This is a genomic window from Psychrobacillus sp. NPDC093200, assembly GCF_050280345.1.
Classification (GTDB): domain Bacteria; phylum Bacillota; class Bacilli; order Bacillales_A; family Planococcaceae; genus Psychrobacillus; species Psychrobacillus faecigallinarum.
Map to the genome: position 1 here is coordinate 470,231 of NZ_JBNNVC010000002.1, position 26,941 is coordinate 497,171.

The window sequence follows — 26,941 nt, forward strand, 5'->3', positions numbered from 1 at the left end:
AGAATGAAGAAAACAAAGTAATTTATTTGCTTTGTTAAGATATTGTAAAGAATGGTGAGTATGTGTTTACATAAGCTTAATAATTTCATCATAATAGAAATGTATTAATTTTCCGAAATAGGAGTTGAGCACATCGTGGAATTGAACTGGCAACAAATGCTATTTGAATTTTTTGGGGGACTAGGTATATTTTTGTTCGCCATTAAGTATATGGGTGACGGTTTACAAAAAGCAGCAGGAGAACGGTTAAGAGATATATTAGATCGCTATACTACCAATCCTTTTATGGGGGTTTTAGTTGGTATTATTGTAACCGTATTAATTCAATCTAGTTCAGGTACAACTGTTATTACTGTTGGACTAGTAAGTGCAGGGTTTATGAAGCTGCGACAAGCAATTGGTGTTATTATGGGTGCTAATATAGGAACAACCATTACTGCATTCATCATTGGTTTTGATGTAGGTGGCTATGCACTTCCAATTATGGCTGTAGGAGCTTTTTTAATCTTCTTTTTTAAGAAACATGTTGTACAAAATGTTGGGGAAGTCATTTTTGGATTTGGGGGATTATTTCTAGGTCTTGAATTAATGAGTGGAGGCATGCAGCCTTTAAGAGAGTTAGAGGCGTTTACAGATTTTACACTGGCGATGAGTGACCATCCATTCCTTGGTTTATTGTCAGGAACAATATTTACTCTAATAGTTCAAAGTTCAAGTGCCACCGTTGCTATTCTTCAAGGGCTTTATGCAGAAAATCTACTATCTCTCCAAGGTGCCTTACCAGTTCTTTTCGGGGATAATATAGGAACTACTATTACAGCGATTCTCGCATCTTTAGGTGCTTCTGTTGCTGCAAAGAGAGCTGCAGCGACCCATGTTTTGTTTAATGTAGTAGGTTCAGTAATTTTTATACTTTTATTAATACCGTTTACTATATATATTGAATGGATATCTGGTGTTCTTGATTTAGAGAGTAAAATGCAAATAGCCTTTGCACATGGTTCATTTAACGTGGCAAATACGATTATACAGTTCCCATTAATAGGAGCTTGGGCATATTTAGTAACTAAGTTAATACCGGGAGACGATGTTTCCATTGAATATAAACCAAAACATTTAGATGTTAATTTTATCGAACAGTCACCATCTATCGCAATTGGACAGGCTAAAGAAGAAATCTTGCGGATGGGCGCTCTAAGTGTTCAAGGTTTAGAGAATACATACGCTTATTTAAAAACAAAAAACAAACGAAATTCTGATCTAGCTTATCAAATAGAGGATGCATTAAATAATTTAGATCAAAAAATTACAGATTATTTAGTGAAAATCTCTTCTCAGCCATTGTCCGATCAAGATTCTGGAAGACATAATATGCTTATGGATACGGTAAGGGATATAGAAAGAATCGGAGACCACTTCGAAAATATTTTGGAGCTAATCGATTATCAAGAGGTTCATCGAATTATTTTAACGGAAGATGCATTGGAAGATGTATCGGAAATGTTTGAACTGACTATACAAACAGTCGAAAAAGCGATAGAGGCTTTGAACACTAACGACGATAAACTTGCGACTGAAGTAGCTGAACAAGAAAATGTTATAGATAAAATGGAAAGACAATATAGAAAAAATCATATTTTACGTGTAAATGAAGGGAAATGCTCGGGTCAAGCTGGTATAATGTTCGTAGACATTTTAAGTAATTTAGAGCGGATCGGAGACCATGCATGTAATGTGGCCGAGGCCGTATTAGGGAGACGTTTATGATAGAGATTATTGGTTGGATTTTAGTTATAGCTAGTTTTATAATAGCTTTTGTTGGTACTTTTTATCCTATTATTCCTTCAGTAGTTTTTATGCTATTGGGTTATATCTTGTATGGATTGTTTTTCTCTTTCAACGAATTGACTTGGCTATTCTGGGCTATTCAAATATTATTTGTCGTTCTTTTGTTTGGAGCAGATATGGCAGCGAACGCATTTGGAGTTAAAAAGTTCGGAGGAACGAAGGCGGGAGTTTGGGGGAGTACAATTGGATTGTTGTTTGGACCATTCGTTATCCCAGTTGCTGGTATAATTATCGGACCCTTCCTAGGAGCTGTTATCGCAGAACTAATAGTGACAAGAGAAGGATTTAAACAAGCGACCAAATCTGGAATAGGTTCTTTAATCGGTTTCCTAACATCCTCTGTTGCTAAAATAGTAATTTTAACAATTATGATTGTAATTTTTGTTTTCTTTATTTAACTCAGTCAAAAGTAGGAGAAAAATTTAGTCTTTTTTATTTGAACGTTTGTTCATATTTTGATACGCTAATAAATGGATAGAAAATTACTATATTATTTCTTAGGAGGAAACTATAATGGCTTACGAATTACCACAATTACCTTACGCTTACGATGCACTTGAACCACATATCGACAAAGAAACGATGAATATTCATCATACGAAACACCACAATACTTATGTAACTAACTTAAACAATGCAGTTGCAGGAAAAGCTGATTTGGAAAACAAATCTGTTGAAGAACTTATTGCTAACATTGATGCTCTTCCAGAAGACATCAAAACTGCAGTGCGTAACAATGGTGGTGGGCATGCTAACCACTCACTATTCTGGCAACTTCTTTCTCCAAACGGCGGAGGAACTCCAACTGGCGAACTAGCTCAAGCAATCGATGCTAAATTCAGTAGCTTTGACGCTTTCAAAGAAGAGTTTGCGAAAGCAGCTACAACTCGTTTCGGTTCAGGCTGGGCTTGGTTATCTGTAGCAAACGGAGAATTAGAAATTTCTTCAACTGCTAACCAAGACTCTCCAATCATGGAAGGTAAAACTCCATTATTAGGTTTAGATGTATGGGAGCATGCATACTACTTAAATTATCAAAACCGTCGTCCTGATTACATTTCTTCTTTCTGGAATGTTGTAAACTGGGATGAAGTTTCAAAACGCTATTCAGCTGCAAAATAATTTTTCCTGCAATAGGAATATATTTTATAAAATGAAACTTAGCACACACTTTTTCGTCTAAAAGTGTGTGCTTTTTATGTTACAATAAAATAAGATAAAATTATTCAACAAGTAGGTGAAATCATGCGAAAAACAACTAAAAAACGTGTACAGAGTATGAAGGCGAAACAAAGAGCAAATCTAACTTTTCGTATGAACATTCTTTTCTTTTCTATTTTTTTACTTTTTACAATTTTAATATTAAGACTGGGCTTCCTTCAAATTGTAAAAGGGGAGAACTATGCACGTGATCTAGAGCGGACCGAGGAAGTAGCTGTTAATACAAGCGTTCCCCGTGGACGATTATATGATAGTGAAGGACGAATATTAGTTGATAATAAGCCTCAAAAGGTAATAACTTATACTAAGATGCAGACAACTACTTCTGCGGATATGTTAAAAACCGCTAAAAAATTGAGCAAGTTAATTGAAAAAGATACGAAAAATATTACAAAAAGCGATCGACAAGACTATTGGTTGCAAAAGAATGACGAAGAAGCTAAAAAACTTGTGACAGATAAAGAAAGACAGGAAATAGAAAATAACGAAGAGTTAACGAAGGCTGAAAAGAATAGAGCAATCGACCGTCTTCAACGTAGTAAGCTTACGGAAGAACAGCTTAATTCCTTTACACCTGAGGAAGAGGAAATTATTGCTATCTATAGAGAAATGGCTACCGGCTACGCATTATCCCCTCAAATTATTAAAGGTGACGAAATGAATAAAGAGGAAGGAGATATACTCGAGGTCACAGCGGAAGAATTTGCAAGAGTTTCTGAGCGTCTAGGTGAGGCGGATATGACAGGTGTAAATACGACAACTGACTGGAGACGAGTAAAAAACTCCACTTTAGCTGTTTTGGGAAGCGTTTCTTCCCCGAAAAAAGGACTTCCTAATGAGCGCCTGAATTATTTCCTATCTAGAGACTACACACGTAATGATCGTGTAGGTACTTCCTATATAGAACAACAGTATGAAGAAGTACTGCAAGGGCAAAAATCTGTTGTAAAAAATATTACAGATGGTAAAGGTCGAGTAATGGATGTAGAAACAGTATACGAAGGAAAGCCCGGAAATGAGCTTGTTCTAACTACAGATAGTCAAGTTCAACTAGAAATGGAAGCTATTGTAGAGAAACAGTTGCTTCAAATGAAAAACAATAGGGGAACGGATTATTTAACCAGTGCTTTTTTAATCATATTAGATCCTTATACTGGTGATGTTCTATCTTTAGTTGGGAAGAAATTAGAAAAAGAAAATGGCAAATGGGTAGCTAATGATTATGCATATGGAGCTTTTAAAACAGGCTATGAGCTTGGCTCCACAGTAAAGCCGGCTACCGTATTGACTGCATATAGAGAAAATGCAATTGAAGTTGGGGAGTATTTAGTCGATGAACCTATTCGAATAAAGGGTTCGAGTCCTAAAAGTTCTGTATTTAATAGAAACGGCAGAATCCGATTAAATGATTTAACGGCATTGGAACGATCCTCCAACGTGTACATGTTTAAAATTGCGTATGCATTGGCAGGTAAGACGTATCAGCCAAACCAACCGATTTATTTTGGAGAGGATGCATTTTTGAAAATGCGTAATGGATATGCGCAGATGGGATTGGGAGTTCCAACTGGGATAGATTTACCAGGAGAATCCACTGGTTTTATCGGTCAAAATGAATCTGGTAAATTACTAGATTTAAGTATCGGACAATATGATACTTATACTCCTTTGCAATTAGCTCAATATACTGCAACTATTGCTAATGGCGGTACACGTATACAGCCACATATCGTGAAGGAAATTAGAGAGCCTTCTGAGGATGGGGTAACTCTTGGTAAGTTAGTGAAGGAAATAACTCCTACAGTTTTAAATGTGATAGATAATTCTCAGGAAGAGATTAACCAAGTCCGAAAAGGGATGCAAAGAGTTTACTTTGGAGACAAGGGTACAGGTAGAGGAGCTTTTGGAAGTGCTCCATTCACTGCTGCAGGTAAAACAGGGACTGCTCAATCGTATTATAAAGATAGTACAATGGAGAAATCAGTGCAAACAGTTAACTTAACTCATATTGGCTTCGCCCCATATGATAATCCTGAAATTGCTTATGCGATTGTAGTGCCTCAAGCATTCACTGAATCCACCTATAAAACAAATTATACAAGTGCGATGGCAAGAGAAGTTGTAGATACTTACTTTGATATTCAGAAGAAAAAGAACGAATTAGAAACTAATGATTCTACTTCTACACCTTCTATAAAACCTGCCTTTACAAATGATCAAATCGATGAAAGTGATGAAAAAAATAAAACAGATGAAGAATAATGAAAACTGATCCTAGATGGAAAATCAGACAAAGTACCCCGAGAGTTCGCCTCTCGGGGTACTTTGTCTATTTTTGAAGTTATTTAAGTCAAGTCCTCTTGAATTTTATGTGCGGTACTTCTGTATCCAAAATGAATCTTCAAAAAAGCTACACGCCATATATATTTTAATCTCTTTTATTGTTTATTGCTTCGTAAGTATGCCAATACATATTGAATAATGGTCACTTTAAATAACAAATAGGGTTCAACACTTGGTCTCTCAATAGCAGAGTAAAGATGCTTAAAACTTTCGATACATCTATAGTGATTCTTCCATAAGAAGTAGAAATACGAAGTTGATTAATAACTATAATTTAAACTTAATTCTCTAAAAATTATCTAATTTTAATTTACAAAATATTTACACTACCTTTATACAGACTCAATATCAAAGCCTTAAAGTAAAACTTGTAAGACAGAAAACATACTTTAGGGGGATTTACCTGATGAAAAGCTGGAAGTACTTATTAATGACAACTATGGTAGGATCAGCACTTGCTCTAGGGGCTTGTGGAACAGATTCAACAGAAGAGGCAGAAACGGATACAGAATCCGCATCCTCAGCATCGAAAGATTCTCAAGAAGAAGCTGTCTTAGAAGGAAAAGTTTCTGGAGATGGATCTAGTACAGTAGCACCTATACTGGAAGCAGTAGTTGAAGAATATTCAACAGAGCAATCAAAAGTACAAGTAACAGTCGGGGTATCAGGTACTGGTGGAGGCTTTGAGAAATTCATAGCTGGAGATACAGACTTCTCCAATGCATCACGCCCTATAAAAGAAGAGGAAAAGCAAAAATTAGATGAAGCAGGAGTAGAATTCACGGAGTTCCAAATTGCATATGACGGTTTATCGTTAGTAGTTAACAAAGACAATGATTGGGTTGACTCTTTAACAATAGAAGAATTGAAGAAAATGTGGATTGAAGATGGAACAGAGAAAAAATGGTCTGATATCAATCCGGAGTGGCCAGATGAAAAAATTGTTTTCTATTCACCAGGCACAGACTCTGGTACTTATGACTATTTTGACGAAGTAGTATTAGATGAGGCAGATTTAGTGAAATCTGCACAGCTTTCAGAGGATGATAATGTGCTGGTTCAAGGCGTACAAGGAGATAAAAATGCAATTGCTTTCTTTGGATATGCTTATTACCTAGCCAACCAAGATACTTTAAAGGTTGTTAAAGTGGAAGGTATTGAACCAACAAACGAAACAATTGAATCAGGTGAATATTCTCCGCTATCTCGTCCATTATTTGTTTATGCTAAAAATAGTGCCATCAAGGAAAATCCAGCATTTTATGATTTCATGAAATACACGATTGAAAAAGCAGGAGAAATGGCAGAAGCAGTAGGTTACGTAAGCCTACCTGAAGAAGAATATGAAAAAGGCTTGGCAGATTTAGAAGCTCTTAAATAAACAGAAGATTTTCATGGAGAAAGACATGAGTAGCTTCCCGGCTACTCTTTTCTTTCGTTTGGTAAAAGGGGGATATACAGTGGTACAAAAAAAGATGATGGATGGCACATCAGTTCAAGATCTAATTGCAAAATCTAACAAGAAAAGATCGAAAAAGTTAATAGAGAAGGTTATACCAATAGGTCTTATGCTAATTGCATCGGTCTCTGTCCTTACAACGTTTGGAATCATTCTAACCTTAGTTGTAGAAACTAGTATTTTCTTTTCTAAAGTACCAATAACCGACTTTTTATTAGGTACAGAATGGTTTCCATTTGCTAATACAGAGCAAGTATTCGGAATTCTCCCTTTAATAGCTGGAACTTTAAAGGTAGCATGTATTGCAGGGATTGTAGCTGTGCCCTTTGGTATTGGATCAGCTATTTTCTTAAGTGAATATGCCAGTGATCGTACAAGAAGAATTATCAAACCCATCTTAGAAGTGTTAGCTGGTATTCCAACCATTGTTTATGGTTTTTTTGCTTTAACATTTGTAACACCACTTTTACAACAGCTTATACCAGATTTAAAAATCTTTAATGCTTTAAGCCCTGGAATTGTCGTTGGAATTATGATTCTGCCAATGATTGCGTCCTTATCAGAGGATGCGATGTCTTCTGTTCCAAAGTCAATCCGAGAAGGGGCCCTGGCGATGGGCTCTACAAAATTGGAGGTTTCCTTGCGCGTTGTATTGCCAGCAGCATTATCTGGAATTATAGCCTCTATCGTGCTTGCACTGTCTAGAGCAATCGGTGAAACGATGATTGTATCTTTAGCAGGTGGGTCTACACCAAAGTTTGATTGGAATGTAACCGAATCTATTCAAACAATGACAGCCTATATTGTTCAAGTTTCCTCGGGTGATGCTGGCTATGGAACAACCATCTATTATTCCATTTACGCAGTGGGCTTCACATTGTTCTTATTTACACTTTTCATGAACTACTTAGCTCACGTTATTTCGAAAAAGTTTCGGGAGGAATATTAAATGAGATACGTGGATCATGAGTCAGTGATTAAGAGAATGACAGGAAGACTAACATTAAATAGAATTTTTAAGTTTATCTTTTTTTTAGCTACTATGTTTGCGTTATTAGCATTAGGTATATTATTTTATCGAATAATCTCACAAGGCATTGGATATATAACCCCTGAATTTTTCAATAATTTTGGCTCTCGTTTTCCTGAAAAAGCTGGTATAAAGGCGGCTTTAGTTGGTTCTATTTGGTTAATGTGTGTGGTTGCTCCAGTTTCCTTAATATTAGGAGTAGGGACAGCAATCTATCTTGAGGAATACGCAAAGAAAAACAAATGGAATGATTTTATTCGAATGAATATATCCAATTTAGCTGGAGTTCCTTCTGTAGTTTTTGGTCTACTCGGTTTAACAATTTTCGTCCGTGCGTTGGCATTAGGAAATAGTATCTTGGCAGCAGGATTTACAATGAGTTTACTAATATTACCGGTCATTATCGTTGCTTCACAGGAGGCAATTCGTGCAGTTCCAACAGAGGTAAGAGAAGCTTCCTATGGAATGGGAGCAACCAAATGGCAAACTATTTTAAAAATAGTTCTTCCTTCAGCCATTCCTGGCATTCTAACAGGAGCAATATTAGCATTGTCTCGTGCAGTTGGAGAAACAGCTCCTTTAGTAGTAATTGGAGTTCCTGTAATTATCCACTTTCTTCCTGATGGAGTAATGAGTCAGTTCACTGCACTTCCTATGCAGATTTATGATTGGGCTAAAAGACCACAGTTAGATTTTCAATATGTAGCTTCTGCAGGGATTTTAGTATTAATGATGTTTTTATTGATCATGAACTCAATAGCAATCTTTATAAGGAACAAATTCCAAAAACGTTATTAGGGGGACTCTTAAATGCTTAAAACTAAAACGACCAAACATACAACGAATCATTCAATATCTAAAATTGTATACGATACACAAGGACTAAATTTATGGTATGGTACTCATCATGCTTTAAAAAATATAAACCTTCAGATTCATGAAAACGAAGTAACAGCTATTATTGGACCTTCAGGCTGTGGTAAATCTACGTATATTAAAACGTTGAATAGAATGGTAGAATTAGTACCAACAGTAAAAACATCCGGACATATTATATATAGAGATAGAAACATCCTTGACGCAGGCTATGGAGTAGAGGAATTGAGAACAAGGGTAGGTATGGTTTTTCAAAAGCCTAATCCTTTTCCAAAGTCCATCTATGACAATATCGCCTATGGTCCAAGAATCCACGGCATTAAAAACAAGAAATTACTAGATGAAATTGTAGAAAAGAGTCTTCGTGGAGCAGCTATATGGGATGAGGTAAAGGACCGATTAAATACGAATGCATATAGTTTGTCAGGTGGCCAACAGCAAAGAATTTGTATTGCTCGTTGTCTAGCGATTGAACCTGACGTAATACTAATGGATGAACCTACATCTGCGCTTGATCCTATCTCTACATTAAAGGTAGAGGAGCTAATCCAGGAGTTAAAAAAGGATTATTCTATTATCATCGTGACACACAATATGCAACAAGCAGCTAGAATTTCTGATAAAACGGCATTTTTCTTAAATGGAGAAGTAATTGAGTTTGACAAAACGGATGTTATCTTTTCAACTCCGGAGGATAAAAGAACAGAGGATTATATTTCAGGACGTTTCGGATAAAAGAAAGGGGTCAAATGATTATGGTAGGAAGAGAGAAGTTTGATGCGGAACTTAAACATGTCCAGCAGCTTTTGTTAGAAATGAGTAATACGGCTATTCAAACGATTGACAAAGCGATGGATTATTTGCTGGCTAATGATATTGAAGGCGCATTAACCATTATAAATAATGACATCCATATTAACCGTATGGAAGAAGAAATTAATGATCGAGTAATTTTATTGATTGCAAAGCAACAGCCAGTAGCTACAGACTTACGAAGACTTATGGTGTTGGTGAAGATTGCAGCCGATATGGAACGTATTGGGGACTATGCAGTTAATATTGCAAAAGAAACCATACGCATAGGAAAAGATGAGCATATAGCTCCTATTCATCTGTTAGATGAGATGCGAGTAAAAACTATCTCGATGTTAGAACAAACCTTAACAGCTTTTATCAAAGAAGATATGGAAGAGGCAAAAGCCATCGCTAAGCTAGATGATGAAGTTGATGAAATGTATGGGCACGCGATTAAAACCTTATTAGCAGTAGGAGTAAACGAACCAGCTCATCTTAGTCAAGTGACACAGCTCTCCTTTGTGTGTCGTTACTTAGAAAGATCCGCGGATCATGCTACTAATATGGCAGAACGTCTTTTATATTTATTAAAAGGAAGACATTACGAGTTAAACAACTAATCAGACGTTTTATAATAAGAAGTAAGGTAGGCATCCCATTTATAGGATGTCTACCTTTTAGTTTGTTATCAGCTCAGTTATTTGCTTGATGGTCATTTTGGAATCCACTTCATACGTTCCTATTTGAATTCGTGAAGACAATCCTTGGTCAACAATATAATTTTCAAAATCCATTTTATTTTGAATAACTCCTGCTTCTTCTAATACTAAACTAATATCAGAAGAGGTCATACCAGACTTTATAGCTAAGCTAAAAGCATTAACAGTAGGGGAGGAAACTTCTTGTTTGCTTACCTCTGTTTCATTCTGTTTAGGTTGTTCCTTTTGAGCATTGTTTAAATTGAGCTGCAGCTGGGCAAGTTGTTTTTTTACCTCAGACAGCTCTTGTTGTGATTGTTTATATGCTTGTGCGTCGCCTGCTGAAGAAATATCTTCATTAGATAATCTGTGCTCTAATTGTATAATTGTGCCTGCTAGGAATAATCCGATACCTAAAAAGCGTATGGCTGTTTTTTTCATTAGCGTGTACCACCAATCACAGATTTAACTTCTTCAACTGTCAAAGAGGAGCGGCTACTAATGTCCTTTAAAGAATACCCCTGTTTATGTAGTTCTAACACCTGGTTTTTAATGATTGCATGAACTACTGGTTTTGTAGCAACATTTTTTTTAGGTGCTGTCTTTATTGGATCAATTAGCAATTCCTCTTCGATTACCTTTAATCTACGTTTTAGAGCGCTCGTTTCTTGATAGAGAGTAAAAGAAAGATCCTCGACCTCGTCCTCCACTTTTTTTGAACCATCTTTGAAAAAGAAAGAAAGTGCCATTAAAATTATTCCAATGATTATTATAATGATAGAAAAGTCCATAATTTTCACCTCAAATTTAAATATCCTGTACTCATACTACCATATCCTAAAAAACTTTAAACAAATTCTTCTATAATATTGTAGATTTTCTTCAATTGTGTGCTATAATTGGTTAGTCGTATAAATCATGCTCAAGTTTTATATTTAATCCTGGCAAAGAGTGGGAGGGACAACCATGCGCGTTAATATTACATTAGCTTGTACAGATTGCGGAGAGCGCAACTATATTTCTAAGAAAAACAAGCGTAACAATCCAGAACGTCTTGAACTTAAAAAATATTGCTCTCGTGAAAAGAAAATGACTCTTCATAGAGAAACTAAATAATAACCTAAACCAAAACCATAAAGGTTTTGGTTTTTTTCTTCGCAAATAGATGCTATTGGAGGTATTAAAATGTCCAAACAATTAATGAGAAAAAACATGAAGGATAAACTGTCTAGATTAGACAGCGACTTATACATATTATATTCCGAGCAAATTAAAACAAATTTTATAAAGGAAATTTCATCCTTAAATGTTCGTACTATTGGATTAACCATATCAGCTTTCCCAGAGGTAAATACTGAAGGGATTATACATGCTCTTTGGGAGTTGGGAAGAACAGTTGTTGTGCCAAAATGTACTCCGCAGGATCGTTCGATGACCTTTTATCGTATAGAAGACTACAGTCAACTGGAGACCGTTTATATGAATTTAAAAGAGCCTAATCCTAAATTGACCACAGCAGTTGAACCAAGTTCAATTGACTTGCTAATAGTGCCTGGAATTGTGTATAGTAAATCAGGGTATAGGATAGGATATGGCGGAGGATATTATGACCGTTTCTTATCCAATTACAAGGGAAAGTCTATGTCTTTGGCTTTTGACATGCAATTAGTTGATGAAATTGTGTCAGAAGACTTTGATCTTCCAGTAGATAGCATTATTACCGAGCGTACAACAATAATGTGTAAGGAAAATAGGGAGATGGGTGGATTAACTTGAAATCCGTATATGATGTTATGCAACTGTTAAAACGCTTTGGGATATTTGTATATACAAAAGACCGAATCGCGGATCTTGAAATAATGGAAGAAGAAATAAAAGAACTGTATTCTATGCAGATGATTGAAGCACAAGATTTTCAACTAGCCATTTTGTTATTAAGACAGGAAAAAGGTAAATTAAGTAAGTCTTTATAACTACAAATGCTATATGAATATGTGATAAAAAAGCTATCTTCTAAATTAAATGAAACTTATTAGGTTTTAATCCGTCTAACATAGGGTAAGTAAAAATAGGTTTTGTAAATTTTATATTAAAATTCCATTTCATTAATATTGATTTATTTTGATGAAAGGATTAATATATACACTGTTACTTTTACTCATAGAAAGAGTGAATAGGGGAGGATGTAGGCAATGAAGAAAACCTGGCCAACACATTCTATTCTTGTAATTGCAATTGTGGCAACGTGGATAAAAACGTATACTGTGTACCACACGAGCTTTGATATGAAAATCGAGAATATAATGCAACAATTTATTTTATTTATTAACCCTTTAAGCTTTTTGCTTATCGTTTATGGAATTTCGTTATTTTACAAATCCACGAAGGCCAGAAATAGACATATAGTAGTTGTTAGTGTGATACTTTCAATAGTACTTTATGCAAACGCAGTTTTTTATCGTTTCTTTACAGATTTCATCACCATACCAGTCTTGTTCCAAACAAGTAACTTTGGTGATTTGGGATCTTCAGCTGCAGCAAGTATCTTCTTGACTGATATCTTCTATTTCACTGATGTTGCGATTATTTTAATAGCAATTAAATGGTTAAAAATAGGTGAAAAAAGTAAGGTTATTAAAGCTTCAACTAGAAGAGCGTATTTTGTACTTTCTGCTGCTATTCTATTTTTAAATTTAGGGCTTGCTGAAATTGAAAGACCACAGCTTCTAACAAGAAGCTTTGACCGTGAAATGCTAGTAAAAAATCTTGGTTCATATAACTACCACTTATACGACATCTTTATTCAGTCTAAGTCACACGCACAGCGTGCACTTGCAGATGGAAGTGAATTAGTCGAAGTTAATAACTATGTACGTTCAAACCAAGCAGATCCAAATGAAAAAACGTTTGGTTTAGCTGAGGATAGAAATCTTATTGTTGTTTCGATGGAATCTTTACAATCCTTCGTATTAAATAACGATATGAACGGACATGAGGTAACACCATTTTTAAATTCTCTAACAAATGATAAGGATACTTTTTACTTCTCCAATTTCTATCATCAAACTGGTTTAGGTAAAACGTCCGATTCAGAATTTTTAGTAGAGAACTCTCTTTATGGTTTAGGCGGAGGAGCAGTATTTTTTACACACGGAGAAAATACATTTCATTCAATGGCTGAACGTTTAAATGACGAGGGTTACTTTACAAATGTAATGCATGCAAACAAGAAAAGCTTTTGGAACCGTGATATGATGTATCAGTCACTTAACATTCAAAAGTTCTATGATGTCATGAGTTATGATGTGAGTGATGATAATTCAGTAAACTGGGGTCTTAAGGACATTCCCTTCCTTGAGCAATCTGCCGACTTAATGTCAGATATGCCACAGCCTTTTTATTCACGTTTAATCACTTTAACTAATCACCATCCTTTTACATTAGATGAAGAAGATATGTTAATACCTGAATATGATTCGAACTCTGGAACACTAAATAGATATTTCCAATCAGTTCGTTATATGGACGAATCCTTAAAAATATTCTTTGATGATTTAAAAGAAAAAGGATTATATGATAATTCTATTATTGTAATGTATGGTGATCATTATGGAATTTCTGAAAATCATAATGCTGCAATGTCACAGTATTTAGGTAAAGAGATTACTCCATATGAATCTGCTAAATTACAAAGTGTACCGATGTTTATCCATATCCCAAATAGTGGAGCTGGAGAAGAAGTGAGTGAAATTTCAGGGCAAATTGATTTGCGACCTACAATCTTACATTTGTTAGGTGTTGAAACGAACAAAGATATGCAACTAGGTGCAGACATTTTTTCTGAAGATCATGAGGAATTTGTTATTAACAGAAATGGTGGATTTATTACTGAGGACTACGTATATGCTGGAAACACTTGTTATGAGAATGGTTCAGGTATAGAGGTAGATGTGGAAAACTGTCAGACGTATATTGACAGAGCTACTCAGGAGCTAGGTTACTCCGATAAAATTATCAATGGAGACTTACTACGATTTTATGATTTAAAAACTGGTAACCTCTTGATTGATGAAACTAAAGAGTCGGCAAAATAGGTTATTTTTAAAAGCACAGACAAAAAAGTCTGTGCTTTTTTATGAAACAAAAGTCTATTTGAAACGTCTAATTTGTAAGGTGAGGGGGGAGATTGTTGAAAAAAATTGTGTTCTTGATTTTTTGTGTAATTCTACTACAAGCGTGTAAAGAAAGAGAGCAGCCATCGGTAGAAACCCCTGATGACGTCTCCCAGCAACAAACCCCAGTTAAAGAAGTACAAAATGAGTCCAATGAAACAAAAATGCCATCAATCCACTTGGAGCGTTCAAAATTTCACAGCGTGGTCGGTTGGTTGTCAGATGATGAAATTTTATTTGTTTTAGTAGATAAAGGTCATTGGATATTGAAGTCTTACTCGATATCTAAAGAGGAATGGAAAGAAATTTATAGAACGAACGTCCCAATTATACAAGGGAAAATTCACCCGAACAAGGAAATGATTCTATTACATACTTCTAACAATTCTTCATCTGCAGAGGTGCAATTATTACATAAAAGTGGAGTTGTAGAACAAAGTCTCTCCTTTGAATCAGCAGAGCTTTATATGGATTGGCATCCAACTAACTCTAATTTAATAGTGTTCTCTACGTTTTATGAGGACTGGACTTATAATGCTTTTGTTTATGAAGGGTCTACACAAGAATTGAAAGCTATAGATGTTGAAAATCCTTTTGTTAAATGGTTTGATGAGGAAAATTTAATGGTCTTCGACTGGAGTGGATCGAGCTTAGATGGTAGTTCATTGAAACTTTATTCAACAGCTGATCATGAGATTCAAGATACAAAATGGGAACATATAATAGATGTCCAGAACTTTGGTGAATCTATGTTATATATCCAAGTAGATGAAGAAAAGATGGAATTTAAGTATCACTTAGAAGACAAAAATAGTGGGGAAATGTTTGAATGGGTCTCTCCTGCAGTAAGTAATTATTCAGAATGGGTAATTCCTACAATATCGATAACTTCCCCAAACAGTTTCATTGCTTTTCAATCAAAAAAGGCAGGGAATATGGACGAAACGAACGAAAAAAGTATTATAGCAGGCTACACAGTAAAAGGGGAAGAGTTATTTGGCGATATTAACGAGCGTCCAATAGACTGTTCACCGAGTGGTAAGGTTTGTTTAGGTGGACATGAGAAAGAGCAATGGATTTCATTGAAACCTCTAAAAGAAGCAAAATGGTTAAATATAATCGAATAGAAAAAGCTGCTATACAGTTGTATAGCAGCTTTTTCTTTGCGTTTTAGTGTAAGCTTGGTGGAAATCCTTGGTTTATTATTGTCATAACAGTAAAGAAACCAAAAACTGCAAATGTACCAAAGTTAAATAAAACACTTAGTAAATTTTTCTCTTTGAGAGCTTGGAAAGTGCCTATAATACCTAGCACTGCAACAAGACCAAAAATAACCATTAATAAGTTCATGAAAGACACTCCTTCCGACATATTAAATGAATGTCGCGATTGCATATTCCTCTTCTATTGTAATTGTTATCTCTTCTTTTGTCGAGTAATAAAAGTGGCGAAAGATTGAACAATGGATGCACTTTCGTTTAAAATAGAAGGGAGGTGAATTTATGTTAAATATACGTACATATCCATTGGGTTTTATTCAAACGAATTGCTATATCATTTCTAATGCAAAAAAAGAGTGCTTAATTTTTGATCCTGGTGGAAATGGAGAGCAGCTTGTAAAGGAGTTAAAAAGACTAAATTTAAAGCCGATTGCCATTCTTTTAACCCATGCACATTTTGACCATATTGGAGCTGTAGATGATGTTAGAGAAGTATTCAGTGTACCAGTTTATATACATCCTTCAGAAAAATCTTGGTTAATAGATCCAGGAAAGAATGGATCTGCTAAATACGCCGAAATTCCGAATATTTCTGCCAAGGAAGCAGACTTCTATTTAAGTAAAGAGGAGAAAACAAGTATAGGCGATTTTGAATTTTTCATTTCTCACACCCCAGGACATTCACCGGGTAGTTTAACTTTTTACTTTGAGACAGACGAATTTGCTATTGTAGGAGATACGTTATTTCAAAATAGCGTCGGTCGCACCGATCTCCCAGGAGGCAACGAGAAGCAATTGTTACACTCCATACACACAAAGCTATTAACGCTCCCAGAAGCAACTGTAATCTATCCTGGGCACGGACCTGCGTCAACTATCCAGGATGAAATGAACTCCAACCCGTTCTTGAATGGATTTTAATCAAAAGTAAATTTCAACAAGGGTTGTTTAACCCCAAATAAAAAGCGAATTTAAAAAGCAGCCTCCAATATGGAAGCTGCTTTTGGACTTAATTAATGTCCACCTGGTACATGTATGAATGTAGTGTAGTATGTAAAGCCGGCGAAGAAGAACATTAAGTAAGCCCCGAAGATGTACATATACATACGCTCAGATAGGTTTAAGAACCCTAAAAGAAGGAATAACCCCGTATTTGCTAAAAATAGTAAAGAAGCTTCTGACATATCACCTAAATAAAACATAACTGCAAAAATCCCTGTCCAGAAAGCCATTACTTTATACATATTGCCCAATTGTAGTCCCTCCTTTTGCAAAGAATACAAATAATTCTCCTATTCATTATAAATGAAAGTGTTCTTACATGTAAACTGATTATTAAACATCTACATTGGAATAACATAAGTTTGTCACAAATAAGATACATCTTCACCTCATTATAGGACTTCCACATGATATACGCAATTAATACAGTGATTCTGTTTACTTTCTAATTGAACAAAGGTATTTTCAGGGAAAAGAGTATCAAATTGTCCCTTTAGGAAAGATTCATGTAATATACATATAAAATGTGGATATTTATTCAAATAATCCTTATAAGGACAATTAAAGATGGAAAAGGTAATAATTTTTTTATTCTCTTTTTCAGTTACGTTCGGGATATAACCAATCGAATGGGCTGTTTCTTTCATAATTTCTAGTTTATCTTCAAAAGTTAGTGTATCCACTTGTTTATGATTTATCGCTTTGTGACCGTTTTGATAAGCGATATCCTTTGCTTTATCAATAGCTGCATCACCCATAGCATCAACTAATTCCAATAACCATTCAAGTAATAAATGATTCTCCTGTTTGGGAAAGCTTAAGTGGATAGGATCCTCTGCAAGCACATAAACTCGTGCAGGACGACCGCCTTTTTCATTTTTAACAAATTTAGATGTCAGCAGCTTCGCTTCGTTTAGTTTCGTAAGATGTAGTCTAGCAACATTGGGGTGAATCCCGAACTGTTGTGCAATTTGCTGAACGTTCACTTCTTTATTTTCTTTTGTAATATATTGATAGATTGAGTACCTGGTCTCATCAGCAAGGGTACCAGTTAATTTTAATGTGTTGGACAAGTAAATCCCACCTTCCATTAACTATATTATAAGGGAGAAATTAATAATGATAAACTAATATAAAGTAAACAGTTTAATAATTCCTATTTATTTTACAAAATATGATAAAGGCGAAGATAGAATAAAGATTATATCATGAAGTATAATTTATTTTCGCTTTAGACAGAAGCTTTCTGTGAGATAACTGATAATCCTCATCGGTTGCTGTCGCACTGCTAGTAGTTCCAATCAAGAAAGTGCAAAACGTTTGTGTATTTAAATACCAGTATTATTTAATTTATCAATTACAAATATTTTAAAAAATCACTTTATTTATTTTGAGAAAGGAAGTATACTATGTTGTACAAGCTTTTGCGGCCAAGCTTGTAACTGGGGAAAGGATAGATAATGCAACAGGAAGAAAATATAGTGGAACAAAAATGCTTTCAGCTATTAAAGAAAGCTCATCAATTTGGTGCTTCAGATTTTCATATGATCCCTAATGAAGAAATCTACACATATTCTTTTAGAAAAAATTCCCAAATGTTTGAGGCAGGTCAGCTCCCATTAAATCTTGGTGAAAAAATCATCTCATACTTCAAATTTTTATCCTCTCTTGATATTAGCGAAAAACGCAAACCACAAAGCGGTTCCTTTCAACACATATTTAACTCCCAAAAGTTTTCATTTCGCGTTTCCACTTTACCATCCGTATACGGAAAGGAAAGCCTTGTCATTCGTCTACAGCAGCATGATAATGCCAAAATTATTCATTCGCTATCCTTGTTCAGGGGTGCCTCTGAACAAATCGTAGAATTAGCAAACAAGCGTCAAGGTATGATCCTTTTTGTTGGACCAACTGGCTCAGGAAAATCCACGACGATGTACTCGTTAACTAAGTATTGCGCAGAAAATATGAATCGGCATGTTATCTCGCTAGAAGATCCAGTAGAAAACAGTCAATCTTATTTACTACAAATTCAAGTGAATGAGCGATCTGGTGTGACATATGCCAAAGGTCTAAAGGCTATTTTAAGGCATTCACCAGATGTAATTATGATAGGAGAAATAAGAGATAAAGATACTGCTAAGGCTGCAATTCAAGCATCTTTAACGGGACATTTAGTAGTGTCCACAATTCATGCAAGGGACGGAATAGGTGCCTTATACAGATTAATGGATTTAGGTATTAGCTTAGATGAGCTGAAACAAACAGTAACTGGAATTGTTACTCAAAGGTTAGTTACAGTAATTAAAACTAATACGCCTGAATTATCAGCTATATTCGAAATTATATCTGGTGATATGTTGGAAGAAGCTCTAACTTCCTTGAGTTATGGCAGTAGCTTTAAAATACCTTTTCCGCTAACTCTTTCTTATCAAATTGAAAGGGGGATAAGGGAAGGTGTTATTAAAAACACTTAAAGCTTATTTTCATAAAAAGGATGAAATTGTACCGGTATCACAGCAAGCCACCTTCCTTAATAGATTGAGCGAATTACTAAAGGAGGGTTATATTTTTCATGAAGCTGTTACGATGCTTTTGCCGTTTCATGTTAAAAATGTAAATGTAGTTCAAATGAAGGTGATGGACATTCAAAAAAGAGGGCAGAGTATAGTAGAGGTATTCAGGATGCTTGGATTTCCTAATCGGTTATTGCTCCCTCTTCATTTAGCATCTCAGCATGGCCATCTTGCAGAGACTACTGAAATTTTAAGTATCAATGCCAAATTTATGGAGCAAGCAAGAAAGCGGTTAAAGAGCCTATTAATGTATCCTCTTTTTTTGTTTGTTGTCATTTTTTTATTGTTTACTGTTTTTCGAATATATTTTCTCCCTAATATGGAATCTTTACTTTCCAAAAATCAACTCCAACCTCAAAGCTCACTTGCGCTTACCAATACGTTATTAAACCTTCCTAACATATTCCTTACACTTTTAATTTTCATGATAGTTTTTATAGTATTGCTATGGTTCATATTTAGAAACAAAAGTGTGGAATTTAAAATAACACTTCTTAAAAAAACACCGATTATCAATAACTGGTATCGTTTACTATTAACTAGAGTATTTTCGAGAGAAATGGGTGTACTTCTAGAAAGTGGTTTATCTCTTCAAGAATCCTTTGGAGCATTAATTAATCAGAAGGAAAACAAATTACTTCAACATATAGTATCTGAGATGAAGGAAAAGGTGATCTACGGTTCTTCCTTCTCTGAGGGGGCTGTATTAGTAGATAATTTCACAGTAGACTTTCATCAATTTATCGTACATGGGGAGAACAACGGATACTTAGGTAAGGAATTGACTTTATACAGTGATTTTATGAATAAACAAATGGAGGCAAGGCTATCTAGATACCTTAGTATCATCCAACCAGTAATGTTCCTAATATTAGCAGTCTTTATAATAGGTGCTTATCTAGCTATATTACTACCAGTTTATGAAATGATAAATATAATTTAAAGGAGCAAGTTTATGTGGATAATCTTAAAAAATGAGCGGGGCTTTACACTAATAGAAATGATGATTGTATTGCTAATCATATCTGTTTTAATATTAATCTCTATTCCTAACGTTACCAAACATTCTGCCAACATAGATAAAAAAGGATGTGAGGCATTTGTGAAAATGGTAGAAGGCCAAGTACAAGCATATAAAATAGATAAAAATGTGACCCCTACGTTGAATGATTTAAGTGTGGCAGAGTATCTAGGTGAGAACAACAAAAATTGTCCGGGAGGGGAAGAAGTTATTATAGTAGATGGGAAAGTTTCAATAAAGGATTCAGGCAATGGTGGCGGTTAAGTTAAACCAAGATGGTTATACCTTAATAGAGGCTATCTTGATGCTATTGATCGTTATGGTAATTACGTCAGCAGTTATTTATGGAGCAAACGATAAAATAGAGGAATTGGAAGAGAAAAGATTTTTACATCAGTTTCATCTAGATTTACAACAAGCTCAATCGATTGCCATAGGTAATCAACAATTGATCACATTAGCATTTGACGAGAATAGAACTAGTTATTCCGTAAAACAATCGGGAACTTTACTACTGGAATGTAGCCTGCCATCTCATATGAGTTTGTCTATAGATAGTTATTTAAAGGGACTACGCTTTCAAACTAATGGTGCTGTCAATCAATTTGGGAAATTTTCATTCCTTACTAAGAAGGGAACTAAAATAGTGACAGTTCATATTGGTTCAGGCAGGGTAAGCTATGAATTGTAAAGGATTTTCTTGGGCAGAAACATTATTGACACTGTTTATAACATTTATGGTGGCTACTATGTTAATACCTCTTCTTACGAAGATGAGTGTGCAGCTAGAGGATAAAAAGAGGAAATACCATTCGGCTGTGGTCATGAATGAAGCTGCCAAAATGTTCATAACTGAAAATATAACAGGTGGATCACTCACCATTGAAAATATTGAATATCAATTTCGTGTAGATTTCAAGCAAATTTGTATTGAGTACAAGGGGGTTCGGGGGGAGAAAGTAAATTGCGTAGATACCTCACAAACAAACTAAGTAACGAAAAAGGTTATACTTTTATTGACGGAATTTTACAGCTTAGTGTGTTTATCATTTTTGCTCAAATATTTGCGCTTATTATGTGGTCGTTATATACAACAGAAAAGAAGGTAGCTGATCCATCCGAAATTGAATGGGCATTATTTATACAATATGTGGAAGCTTATTTGAATGATGTAGAGAATTTTATAGTTCAAAGTGAGCAACCTGGAATTCGTTTTTATAAGCAGGGTATAGAATATGATGTGGAATACTCATCTAATGTCGTAAGAAAACAAATAGAAAAACTTGGTCATGAGCCACTTCTATTAAATGTCCAAACATTAAATGTGATTGCTGAAGGACAAAAGATTACATTTTTCGTTACTTTTTTTAATGGACAACAAAAGGAGCATACTTTCTATGTTACGTATTCTACTTGACCAAAAAGGTGCATTATTATTAGCTTCCACTATCCTGCTATCTATAGTTTGTTTTTCGGTTTTAACTATAACTGCAGCATACCAATCCAAATATCGAACATATGATTCGTTGGAAATCCGTCATATTAGTGATACTATCAATAAAATAAGTAATTTTATAGAGCGTGAAAATAATCCTGGTATGTAGTGAGTTGATAAAAAATGTACAAGATTTATTTAGTGGGTTTTATGGGCAGTGGTAAAAGTGCTGTCGGGAGAAGATTGAGCTATCTCTTGAAGATGCCCTATTATGACATGGACAAAGAAATTGTCAAAAGACAGAAAATGTCGATTCCTGAAATATTTGAACAGCATGGAGAGGCCTATTTTCGAAATTTAGAGACCGAATTTTTACTAAATTTTCGAAAAGAATCTTGTATTATTTCTACGGGTGGAGGTGTAGCGACACTCGATAGAAATATTAAAATTATGCGAAACAATGGATTGGTGTTGTTTCTTGATGCTACCTTTGAAGACATTTGGATACGCATAAAGAACGATAAAAATAGACCAATCGTTCAAAGAAGCACGAAGGAAGAATTACAGCTACTTTTCAACACCCGTAGGAGAAGTTACAAAAAGGCTGCCCACATAACGATTCGTACGGAAAACAGGCATCTTCGTCAAATAACAGAATATGCAGGATTTCAAGTAAATCGTCTTAAAGGCGAATGATTCAGTGGTTTTATATATTTTCGTTCGGTTTTTAATAAGTTTATCAAAAATGATTGCGCTCTCTTAGGTTCAATGTTAGGATATAGACAAAGCTAGTGTTTTGTCTATATTTAGCGGATGAATATATGGGGAGAGAACGCATCAGCTGCGTCGCCGAAGGAGCAAGTAATTACTATTATGAATCTCTCAGGCAAAAGAACTCGTATAGGACGCAACTCTGGAGAGTGCTTTCGTTATGAACGGAAAGCCACCAAAGGGGAAAGCCATTTATGGTAAACTTTCAGGTGCCAGGACAGAGAACCCTTTTTACGTTAAAGGGGTTTTTCTGTCCTTTTTTGCGATTAAGAAACCATTTAGCTTTTTTTCACTTATGCTTTTTCTACCTATTAAAAGGAGGAATTTAAATTGTCAGAACAGTTAAAACGTACGCCTTTGTTTGATGTCTATTCATCTTACGGAGGGAAAACAATCGATTTTGGTGGCTGGGAGCTACCAGTTCAGTTTTCAAGTATTAAAGAAGAGCACGAGGCAGTACGTACGAAAGCTGGATTATTTGATGTATCCCATATGGGTGAGGTTTTTGTAAAAGGTCCGAACAGTGAAAGCTATTTACAAAGTCTTGTTACCAATGACATTTCAAAATTAGTGAATGGCCAAGCACAGTACAATGTGATGTGCTATAAAGACGGTGGAATTGTCGATGACCTCTTAGTTTATAAACTGGAAGATCAACATTATTTGTTAGTTGTTAATGCTGGTAATATTGAAAAAGACTTTGAGTGGATGAAACAAAATACTATTGATGGTGTTGAGTTGGACAATAGATCAAATGATTATGGCCTGTTAGCTCTGCAAGGTCCTAAAGCACAAGAAATCCTTCAAAAGTTAACTTCTCAGGATTTAACTGAAATTAAATTTTTCAGATTTAAAGATAATATAGACGTTTCTGGCAAACAAGTACTAGTTTCTCGAACTGGCTATACAGGAGAAGACGGGTTTGAAATCTATGCAGCTAGCAATGATATGAAAGATTTATGGAGCAGTATTCTAGAAGCAGGTAAAGAAGAAGGTTTACTACCTTGTGGACTAGGTGCTCGTGATACACTTCGCTTTGAAGCTTGCCTACCGTTATATGGCCAAGAGTTGTCGAAGGATATTACTCCTCTTGAAGCAGGGCTTGGCTTTGTTGTGAAGTTAAATAAAGAACAAGATTTTAATGGCAAATCAGTTTTAGTAGAACAAAAAGAAAATGGTGTGCCTAGAAAGAGTATTGGAATTGAAATGATTGATAAAGGAATTCCTCGTACGGGTTATCCAATCTTTGCAAATGATAAGCAAATTGGATTTGTTACTACGGGAACTCAATCTCCTACTTTGAAAAAGAATATTGGTCTGGTTTTAATTGACGCAACATTTGCAGAAATTGGTCAAGAGGTAGAGGTTGAAATTCGCAACAAGCGACTAAAAGCAGTTACTATACCTACTCCATTTTATAAAAGAGAAAAATAAGCCAAAGAAAGAGGTTGTCCATTGATGAAGCATCGTTATTTACCAATGACTGAACAAGATCAAAAGGAAATGTTAGAAGTAATCGGCATTTCTTCTATTGATGAATTGTTTGCTGATATCCCAGAGAAGGTTCGTTTTAAAGGTGAGTATAATATTAAACCTGCAAAGGCAGAATCTGCTCTTTTAAAAGAATTAAGCCAGCTAGCTGCTAAAAATGCAGATAGTAAACAGTACGCTTCTTTCTTAGGTGCCGGAGTATATGATCATTTCAAGCCAATCGTTGTGGATCATGTTATTTCACGTTCTGAATTTTATACAGCTTATACACCATACCAACCAGAGATATCTCAAGGTGAGCTCCAAGCTATTTTTGAGTTTCAAACAATGATTTGCGAATTGACTGGAATGGACCTTGCAAACTCGTCAATGTATGACGGTGGTACAGCTTTAGCTGAAGCAGGTAACCTTGCGGCAGGACACACAAAACGCAAGAAATTAGTTGTTTCTGAGGCAATCCATCCTGAATACATTGATGTAGTTAAAGTCTATGCAAAGGGTCAAAATGTGGATGTGGTAACTGTACCGATGAAAAATGGAGTAACGGACCTAGCTAAGCTAGAAGAAACTGTCGATGAGGATACTGCGGCGGTTATGGTTCAATATCCGAACTTCTTCGGTCAAATTGAAGATCTAACGAAAGTTGAACAAATAACACATGCAAAAAACGCATTGTTTGTTGTTTCTGCTAATCCTCTTGCTTTGGGTGCCTTGACACCTCCAGGTAAATTTGGAGCAGATATTACAGTTGGAGATGCGCAACCTTTTGGCATTGCTGAAGCATTTGGTGGACCGCACTGTGGCTTCTTCGCAGTAACTTCTAAATTAATGCGTAAGGTACCAGGCCGTCTTGTTGGAGAAACAACTGATGAGGAGGGTCGTCGTGGATTTGTATTAACGCTACAAGCTCGCGAACAACATATTCGTCGTGATAAAGCTACTTCCAATATCTGTTCTAACCAAGCCCTTAATGCTCTTGCCGCATCTGTAGCAATGACTGCCCTTGGTAAAAAAGGTGTAAAAGAAATGGCTATTCAAAATATTACTAAGACTCATTATGCGAAGCTAGCATTTGAAAAAGCTGGTTTTGAGGTTCCTTTCCAAGGGGCACATTTTAACGAAATCGTAGTTAAAGTTAATGGCTCAATAGCTGATGCGAATAGTAAGCTTCTTGAAAAAGGAATGATTGGTGGGTTTGATCTTGGCCGCATTTATTCTGATCTAAAAAATCATGTGTTGATCGCAGTAACTGAGCAACGCACAAAAGAAGAAATAGATACACTCGTTCAAGAAATGGGGGCTCTTTATGCATAAGGACAATCAACCACTAATTTTTGAAATAACAAAAGAGGGTAGAGTAGGATATAGTCTTCCTGAATTAGATGTCCCAGAAGTAGATTTATCCGAAATATTACCTGCAGGGATGATGCGTGAAGAAGAGGCACAGCTTCCAGAAGTATCAGAACTTGACCTTATGCGTCACTATACAGCGTTATCTAACCGTAACCATGGAGTGGATACAGGCTTTTATCCACTTGGTTCATGCACGATGAAATACAATCCAAAAATCAATGAATCTGTTGCACGCTTCCCAGGATTTGCGAACATACACCCACTTCAAGATGAATCAACAGTGCAAGGTGCAATGGAAATGTTGTATGATCTCCAGCAATCTCTAGTAGAAATCACAGGTATGGATGAAGTTACACTACAACCTGCTGCAGGAGCTCACGGTGAATGGACCGCTCTTATGATGATTCGTGCATTCCACGAATCAAATGGTGATACACAGCGGACAAAAGTAATTGTGCCTGACTCTGCACATGGTACAAATCCAGCTTCTGCTACTGTAGCAGGATTTGAGACAATCACAGTTAAGTCAAATGAAGATGGTTTAGTAGATTTAGAGGATCTTCGTCGTGTCGTAGGTCCAGATACTGCTGCCCTAATGCTTACTAACCCTAATACACTAGGATTATTTGAGGAACACATTTTAGAGCTAGCTGAAATTATCCATGGTGTAGGCGGTAAGCTTTACTATGATGGTGCAAACTTAAATGCTGTTATGTCTAAAGCACGTCCAGGAGACATGGGCTTTGACTGCGTTCATTTAAACTTGCACAAAACATTTACAGGTCCTCATGGCGGTGGTGGTCCAGGTTCTGGACCAGTAGGAGTGAAAGCAGATTTAATTCCTTTCCTTCCAAGCCCAGTTCTAGTTAAAGAGGACAACAAATACACATTTGACTACAATCGTCCACAAACAATTGGCCGTGTTAAGCCGTTCTATGGTAACTTCGGTATCAATGTTCGTGCATACACTTATATTCGTTCTATGGGTCCAGATGGTCTAAAAGCAGTAACAGAATATGCAGTATTAAATGCTAACTATATGATGAGACGTTTGGAAGCTTATTACGACCTTCCTTATAACCGCCATTGTAAGCATGAATTCGTCTTAAGTGGCCGTCGCCAGAAGAAATTAGGAGTTCGTACATTAGATATGGCTAAGCGTCTGCTTGACTTCGGATATCATCCACCAACAATCTACTTCCCATTGAATGTAGAGGAAGGCATGATGATCGAGCCAACTGAAACTGAATCGAAAGAAACATTAGATGCATTTTGCGACGCTATGATTCAAATAGCTAAAGAAGTGGAAGAAAATCCAGAAATCGTTCAAAATGCACCACATACGACGGTAATCAATCGTTTAGACGAAACAAAGGCAGCTCGTAAACCTGTTTTAAGATACACAAAATCATAATTATCAAGTGCGATCCTAAGGGGTCGCACTTTTTTTATAGGAGTATTGCTTAAAATGACTATACGAATAGTTGTAATTTAGTAATTATATGTGGAGATGAGATGCATGAAAATAATAAGGTTACCTTATTGCATATCTGAAGTTAAGGGCATAATAGAAAAAGTCGAAGAAGGGGGGGAATAACGTTCCCCATTCCTTCTTAAAAGGACGAGCCAA

31 protein-coding genes and 1 riboswitch are annotated in these 26,941 nt (G+C 35.7%); of the genes, 26 read left to right on the top strand and 5 right to left on the bottom strand.

From position 1 onward, the window contains the following. Nucleotides 1-135 precede the first annotated feature (135 nt). The 9 genes from ACQKNZ_RS09950 (at nucleotide 136) to phoU (ending at nucleotide 10,192) form a co-directional block, all read left to right on the top strand. The gene (locus ACQKNZ_RS09950) at nucleotides 136-1,767 is read left to right on the top strand and encodes a Na/Pi cotransporter family protein (protein WP_427659437.1); all 1,632 of its coding nucleotides are present in this window, start codon (nucleotides 136-138) and stop codon (nucleotides 1,765-1,767) included. Continuing rightward, nucleotides 1,767-2,246, top strand: a complete 480-nt coding sequence (locus ACQKNZ_RS09955; RefSeq protein WP_144537147.1) for a DUF456 domain-containing protein — start codon at nucleotides 1,767-1,769, stop codon at nucleotides 2,244-2,246. The genes ACQKNZ_RS09950 and ACQKNZ_RS09955 overlap by 1 nt, the downstream gene beginning before the upstream one ends. A gap of 115 nt (nucleotides 2,247-2,361) precedes the next feature. Further along, nucleotides 2,362-2,970 carry a superoxide dismutase gene (locus ACQKNZ_RS09960; protein WP_427659439.1) on the top strand — a complete coding sequence of 203 codons (609 nt, stop codon included), beginning with the start codon at nucleotides 2,362-2,364 and terminating at the stop codon, nucleotides 2,968-2,970. A gap of 123 nt (nucleotides 2,971-3,093) precedes the next feature. After that, nucleotides 3,094-5,331, top strand: a complete 2,238-nt coding sequence (locus ACQKNZ_RS09965; RefSeq protein WP_427659441.1) for a peptidoglycan D,D-transpeptidase FtsI family protein — start codon at nucleotides 3,094-3,096, stop codon at nucleotides 5,329-5,331. Between the two features lie 487 nt (nucleotides 5,332-5,818). Beyond that, complete coding sequence (locus ACQKNZ_RS09970) at nucleotides 5,819-6,793, top strand: PstS family phosphate ABC transporter substrate-binding protein (protein WP_154310654.1); 975 nt, start codon at nucleotides 5,819-5,821, stop codon at nucleotides 6,791-6,793. Nucleotides 6,794-6,887: 94 nt separating this feature from the next. Continuing rightward, a complete protein-coding gene (pstC, locus tag ACQKNZ_RS09975) occupies nucleotides 6,888-7,820 on the top strand; it encodes a phosphate ABC transporter permease subunit PstC (RefSeq protein ID WP_151113636.1) in 933 nt (310 codons plus the stop codon). After that, the gene (gene pstA, locus ACQKNZ_RS09980) at nucleotides 7,821-8,699 is read left to right on the top strand and encodes a phosphate ABC transporter permease PstA (RefSeq protein ID WP_144535939.1); all 879 of its coding nucleotides are present in this window, start codon (nucleotides 7,821-7,823) and stop codon (nucleotides 8,697-8,699) included. 12 nt (nucleotides 8,700-8,711) lie between these two features. Further along, entirely contained in the window at nucleotides 8,712-9,512 is an 801-nt protein-coding gene (gene pstB, locus ACQKNZ_RS09985; protein ID WP_144535941.1) for a phosphate ABC transporter ATP-binding protein PstB, read from the top strand. 20 nt (nucleotides 9,513-9,532) lie between these two features. Next, nucleotides 9,533-10,192 carry a phosphate signaling complex protein PhoU gene (gene phoU / locus ACQKNZ_RS09990; protein ID WP_154310655.1) on the top strand — a complete coding sequence of 220 codons (660 nt, stop codon included), beginning with the start codon at nucleotides 9,533-9,535 and terminating at the stop codon, nucleotides 10,190-10,192. A gap of 57 nt (nucleotides 10,193-10,249) precedes the next feature. Here the strand turns inward: phoU and ACQKNZ_RS09995 are convergent, their stop codons facing one another. Beyond that, complete coding sequence (locus tag ACQKNZ_RS09995) at nucleotides 10,250-10,711, bottom strand: endolytic transglycosylase MltG (RefSeq protein ID WP_144535945.1); 462 nt, start codon at nucleotides 10,709-10,711, stop codon at nucleotides 10,250-10,252. Then, nucleotides 10,711-11,061, bottom strand: coding sequence for a hypothetical protein (locus tag ACQKNZ_RS10000; RefSeq protein WP_427659445.1), 351 nt, complete (start codon nucleotides 11,059-11,061; stop codon nucleotides 10,711-10,713). The genes ACQKNZ_RS09995 and ACQKNZ_RS10000 overlap by 1 nt, the downstream gene beginning before the upstream one ends. A gap of 175 nt (nucleotides 11,062-11,236) precedes the next feature. Here ACQKNZ_RS10000 and rpmG point away from each other — a divergent pair, with 175 nt between their 5' ends. From rpmG to ACQKNZ_RS10025, 5 genes are all read left to right on the top strand, one after another. Continuing rightward, on the top strand, nucleotides 11,237-11,386 hold the full coding sequence (gene rpmG / locus ACQKNZ_RS10005) for a 50S ribosomal protein L33 (protein ID WP_053588882.1): 150 nt from the start codon (nucleotides 11,237-11,239) through the stop codon (nucleotides 11,384-11,386). A 69-nt stretch (nucleotides 11,387-11,455) separates the two neighbouring features. After that, nucleotides 11,456-12,046 carry a 5-formyltetrahydrofolate cyclo-ligase gene (locus tag ACQKNZ_RS10010; RefSeq protein ID WP_427659447.1) on the top strand — a complete coding sequence of 197 codons (591 nt, stop codon included), beginning with the start codon at nucleotides 11,456-11,458 and terminating at the stop codon, nucleotides 12,044-12,046. Beyond that, a complete protein-coding gene (locus tag ACQKNZ_RS10015; protein ID WP_151109459.1) occupies nucleotides 12,043-12,243 on the top strand; it encodes a YqgQ family protein in 201 nt (66 codons plus the stop codon). Before ACQKNZ_RS10010 ends, ACQKNZ_RS10015 begins: the two co-directional genes overlap by 4 nt. Nucleotides 12,244-12,462: 219 nt before the next feature. Continuing rightward, the gene (locus ACQKNZ_RS10020) at nucleotides 12,463-14,364 is read left to right on the top strand and encodes an LTA synthase family protein (RefSeq protein ID WP_427659450.1); all 1,902 of its coding nucleotides are present in this window, start codon (nucleotides 12,463-12,465) and stop codon (nucleotides 14,362-14,364) included. A 95-nt stretch (nucleotides 14,365-14,459) separates the two neighbouring features. Next, nucleotides 14,460-15,569 (top strand): hypothetical protein, encoded by a 1,110-nt coding sequence (locus ACQKNZ_RS10025; RefSeq protein WP_427659452.1) that lies wholly within the window; start codon nucleotides 14,460-14,462, stop codon nucleotides 15,567-15,569. A 43-nt stretch (nucleotides 15,570-15,612) separates the two neighbouring features. Here the strand turns inward: ACQKNZ_RS10025 and ACQKNZ_RS10030 are convergent, their stop codons facing one another. Beyond that, entirely contained in the window at nucleotides 15,613-15,792 is a 180-nt protein-coding gene (locus tag ACQKNZ_RS10030; RefSeq protein ID WP_144535957.1) for a DUF2759 domain-containing protein, read from the bottom strand. Nucleotides 15,793-15,944: 152 nt separating this feature from the next. Here ACQKNZ_RS10030 and ACQKNZ_RS10035 point away from each other — a divergent pair, with 152 nt between their 5' ends. Then, nucleotides 15,945-16,583, top strand: a complete 639-nt coding sequence (locus ACQKNZ_RS10035) for an MBL fold metallo-hydrolase (protein ID WP_427659454.1) — start codon at nucleotides 15,945-15,947, stop codon at nucleotides 16,581-16,583. 92 nt (nucleotides 16,584-16,675) lie between these two features. Here the strand turns inward: ACQKNZ_RS10035 and ACQKNZ_RS10040 are convergent, their stop codons facing one another. Then, complete coding sequence (locus ACQKNZ_RS10040) at nucleotides 16,676-16,915, bottom strand: DUF2626 family protein (RefSeq protein ID WP_144535961.1); 240 nt, start codon at nucleotides 16,913-16,915, stop codon at nucleotides 16,676-16,678. A gap of 141 nt (nucleotides 16,916-17,056) precedes the next feature. Further along, nucleotides 17,057-17,737, bottom strand: coding sequence for a helix-turn-helix domain-containing protein (locus ACQKNZ_RS10045; RefSeq protein WP_186318051.1), 681 nt, complete (start codon nucleotides 17,735-17,737; stop codon nucleotides 17,057-17,059). A gap of 387 nt (nucleotides 17,738-18,124) precedes the next feature. Here ACQKNZ_RS10045 and comGA point away from each other — a divergent pair, with 387 nt between their 5' ends. From comGA to gcvPB, 11 genes are all read left to right on the top strand, one after another. Beyond that, nucleotides 18,125-19,141 carry a competence type IV pilus ATPase ComGA gene (comGA, locus tag ACQKNZ_RS10050; RefSeq protein ID WP_144535965.1) on the top strand — a complete coding sequence of 339 codons (1,017 nt, stop codon included), beginning with the start codon at nucleotides 18,125-18,127 and terminating at the stop codon, nucleotides 19,139-19,141. Next, nucleotides 19,122-20,183, top strand: a complete 1,062-nt coding sequence (gene comGB, locus ACQKNZ_RS10055; RefSeq protein ID WP_427659457.1) for a competence type IV pilus assembly protein ComGB — start codon at nucleotides 19,122-19,124, stop codon at nucleotides 20,181-20,183. The genes comGA and comGB overlap by 20 nt, the downstream gene beginning before the upstream one ends. Before the next feature lie 12 nt (nucleotides 20,184-20,195). After that, on the top strand, nucleotides 20,196-20,525 hold the full coding sequence (comGC, locus tag ACQKNZ_RS10060) for a competence type IV pilus major pilin ComGC (RefSeq protein ID WP_144535969.1): 330 nt from the start codon (nucleotides 20,196-20,198) through the stop codon (nucleotides 20,523-20,525). Beyond that, entirely contained in the window at nucleotides 20,512-20,952 is a 441-nt protein-coding gene (comGD, locus tag ACQKNZ_RS10065) for a competence type IV pilus minor pilin ComGD (RefSeq protein ID WP_427659459.1), read from the top strand. Before comGC ends, comGD begins: the two co-directional genes overlap by 14 nt. Then, a complete protein-coding gene (locus ACQKNZ_RS10070; protein WP_144535973.1) occupies nucleotides 20,942-21,253 on the top strand; it encodes a hypothetical protein in 312 nt (103 codons plus the stop codon). Before comGD ends, ACQKNZ_RS10070 begins: the two co-directional genes overlap by 11 nt. Continuing rightward, complete coding sequence (comGF, locus tag ACQKNZ_RS10075) at nucleotides 21,226-21,678, top strand: competence type IV pilus minor pilin ComGF (RefSeq protein WP_427659461.1); 453 nt, start codon at nucleotides 21,226-21,228, stop codon at nucleotides 21,676-21,678. Before ACQKNZ_RS10070 ends, comGF begins: the two co-directional genes overlap by 28 nt. Beyond that, on the top strand, nucleotides 21,659-21,865 hold the full coding sequence (locus ACQKNZ_RS10080; protein ID WP_144535977.1) for a hypothetical protein: 207 nt from the start codon (nucleotides 21,659-21,661) through the stop codon (nucleotides 21,863-21,865). The genes comGF and ACQKNZ_RS10080 overlap by 20 nt, the downstream gene beginning before the upstream one ends. Nucleotides 21,866-21,879: 14 nt before the next feature. Continuing rightward, complete coding sequence (locus tag ACQKNZ_RS10085; protein ID WP_144535979.1) at nucleotides 21,880-22,392, top strand: shikimate kinase; 513 nt, start codon at nucleotides 21,880-21,882, stop codon at nucleotides 22,390-22,392. Nucleotides 22,393-22,509: 117 nt separating this feature from the next. Further along, a riboswitch (glycine riboswitch) is annotated at nucleotides 22,510-22,604 on the top strand. Nucleotides 22,605-22,797: 193 nt separating this feature from the next. Further along, the gene (gene gcvT, locus ACQKNZ_RS10090; RefSeq protein ID WP_144535981.1) at nucleotides 22,798-23,901 is read left to right on the top strand and encodes a glycine cleavage system aminomethyltransferase GcvT; all 1,104 of its coding nucleotides are present in this window, start codon (nucleotides 22,798-22,800) and stop codon (nucleotides 23,899-23,901) included. A 24-nt stretch (nucleotides 23,902-23,925) separates the two neighbouring features. Then, on the top strand, nucleotides 23,926-25,272 hold the full coding sequence (gcvPA, locus tag ACQKNZ_RS10095; protein WP_427660138.1) for an aminomethyl-transferring glycine dehydrogenase subunit GcvPA: 1,347 nt from the start codon (nucleotides 23,926-23,928) through the stop codon (nucleotides 25,270-25,272). Beyond that, nucleotides 25,265-26,725: an aminomethyl-transferring glycine dehydrogenase subunit GcvPB gene (gene gcvPB, locus ACQKNZ_RS10100; RefSeq protein WP_427659464.1), complete on the top strand. Its 1,461-nt coding sequence runs from the start codon at nucleotides 25,265-25,267 to the stop codon at nucleotides 26,723-26,725. The genes gcvPA and gcvPB overlap by 8 nt, the downstream gene beginning before the upstream one ends. Nucleotides 26,726-26,941 lie beyond the last annotated feature (216 nt).

Bases quoted from the DNA above. Each gene is read 5' to 3' on its own strand.
- ACQKNZ_RS10085 (WP_144535979.1), top strand. From the start codon at position 21,880: ATGTACAAGATTTATTTAGTGGGTTTTATGGGCAGTGGTAAAAGTGCT.
- ACQKNZ_RS10020 (WP_427659450.1), top strand. From the start codon at position 12,463: ATGAAGAAAACCTGGCCAACACATTCTATTCTTGTAATTGCAATTGTG.
- ACQKNZ_RS09970 (WP_154310654.1), top strand. From the start codon at position 5,819: ATGAAAAGCTGGAAGTACTTATTAATGACAACTATGGTAGGATCAGCA.
- comGC (WP_144535969.1), top strand. From the start codon at position 20,196: ATGTGGATAATCTTAAAAAATGAGCGGGGCTTTACACTAATAGAAATG.
- ACQKNZ_RS10070 (WP_144535973.1), top strand. From the start codon at position 20,942: ATGAATTGTAAAGGATTTTCTTGGGCAGAAACATTATTGACACTGTTT.
- rpmG (WP_053588882.1), top strand. From the start codon at position 11,237: ATGCGCGTTAATATTACATTAGCTTGTACAGATTGCGGAGAGCGCAAC.
- comGD (WP_427659459.1), top strand. From the start codon at position 20,512: ATGGTGGCGGTTAAGTTAAACCAAGATGGTTATACCTTAATAGAGGCT.
- ACQKNZ_RS09995 (WP_144535945.1), bottom strand. From the start codon at position 10,711: ATGAAAAAAACAGCCATACGCTTTTTAGGTATCGGATTATTCCTAGCA.
- phoU (WP_154310655.1), top strand. From the start codon at position 9,533: ATGGTAGGAAGAGAGAAGTTTGATGCGGAACTTAAACATGTCCAGCAG.
- comGA (WP_144535965.1), top strand. From the start codon at position 18,125: ATGCAACAGGAAGAAAATATAGTGGAACAAAAATGCTTTCAGCTATTA.
- ACQKNZ_RS09965 (WP_427659441.1), top strand. From the start codon at position 3,094: ATGCGAAAAACAACTAAAAAACGTGTACAGAGTATGAAGGCGAAACAA.
- ACQKNZ_RS10035 (WP_427659454.1), top strand. From the start codon at position 15,945: ATGTTAAATATACGTACATATCCATTGGGTTTTATTCAAACGAATTGC.
- ACQKNZ_RS10010 (WP_427659447.1), top strand. From the start codon at position 11,456: ATGTCCAAACAATTAATGAGAAAAAACATGAAGGATAAACTGTCTAGA.
- ACQKNZ_RS10080 (WP_144535977.1), top strand. From the start codon at position 21,659: ATGTTACGTATTCTACTTGACCAAAAAGGTGCATTATTATTAGCTTCC.
- pstB (WP_144535941.1), top strand. From the start codon at position 8,712: ATGCTTAAAACTAAAACGACCAAACATACAACGAATCATTCAATATCT.
- gcvPB (WP_427659464.1), top strand. From the start codon at position 25,265: ATGCATAAGGACAATCAACCACTAATTTTTGAAATAACAAAAGAGGGT.
- ACQKNZ_RS10030 (WP_144535957.1), bottom strand. From the start codon at position 15,792: ATGAACTTATTAATGGTTATTTTTGGTCTTGTTGCAGTGCTAGGTATT.
- pstA (WP_144535939.1), top strand. From the start codon at position 7,821: ATGAGATACGTGGATCATGAGTCAGTGATTAAGAGAATGACAGGAAGA.
- gcvPA (WP_427660138.1), top strand. From the start codon at position 23,926: ATGAAGCATCGTTATTTACCAATGACTGAACAAGATCAAAAGGAAATG.
- ACQKNZ_RS09960 (WP_427659439.1), top strand. From the start codon at position 2,362: ATGGCTTACGAATTACCACAATTACCTTACGCTTACGATGCACTTGAA.
- pstC (WP_151113636.1), top strand. From the start codon at position 6,888: ATGATGGATGGCACATCAGTTCAAGATCTAATTGCAAAATCTAACAAG.
- ACQKNZ_RS10000 (WP_427659445.1), bottom strand. From the start codon at position 11,061: ATGGACTTTTCTATCATTATAATAATCATTGGAATAATTTTAATGGCA.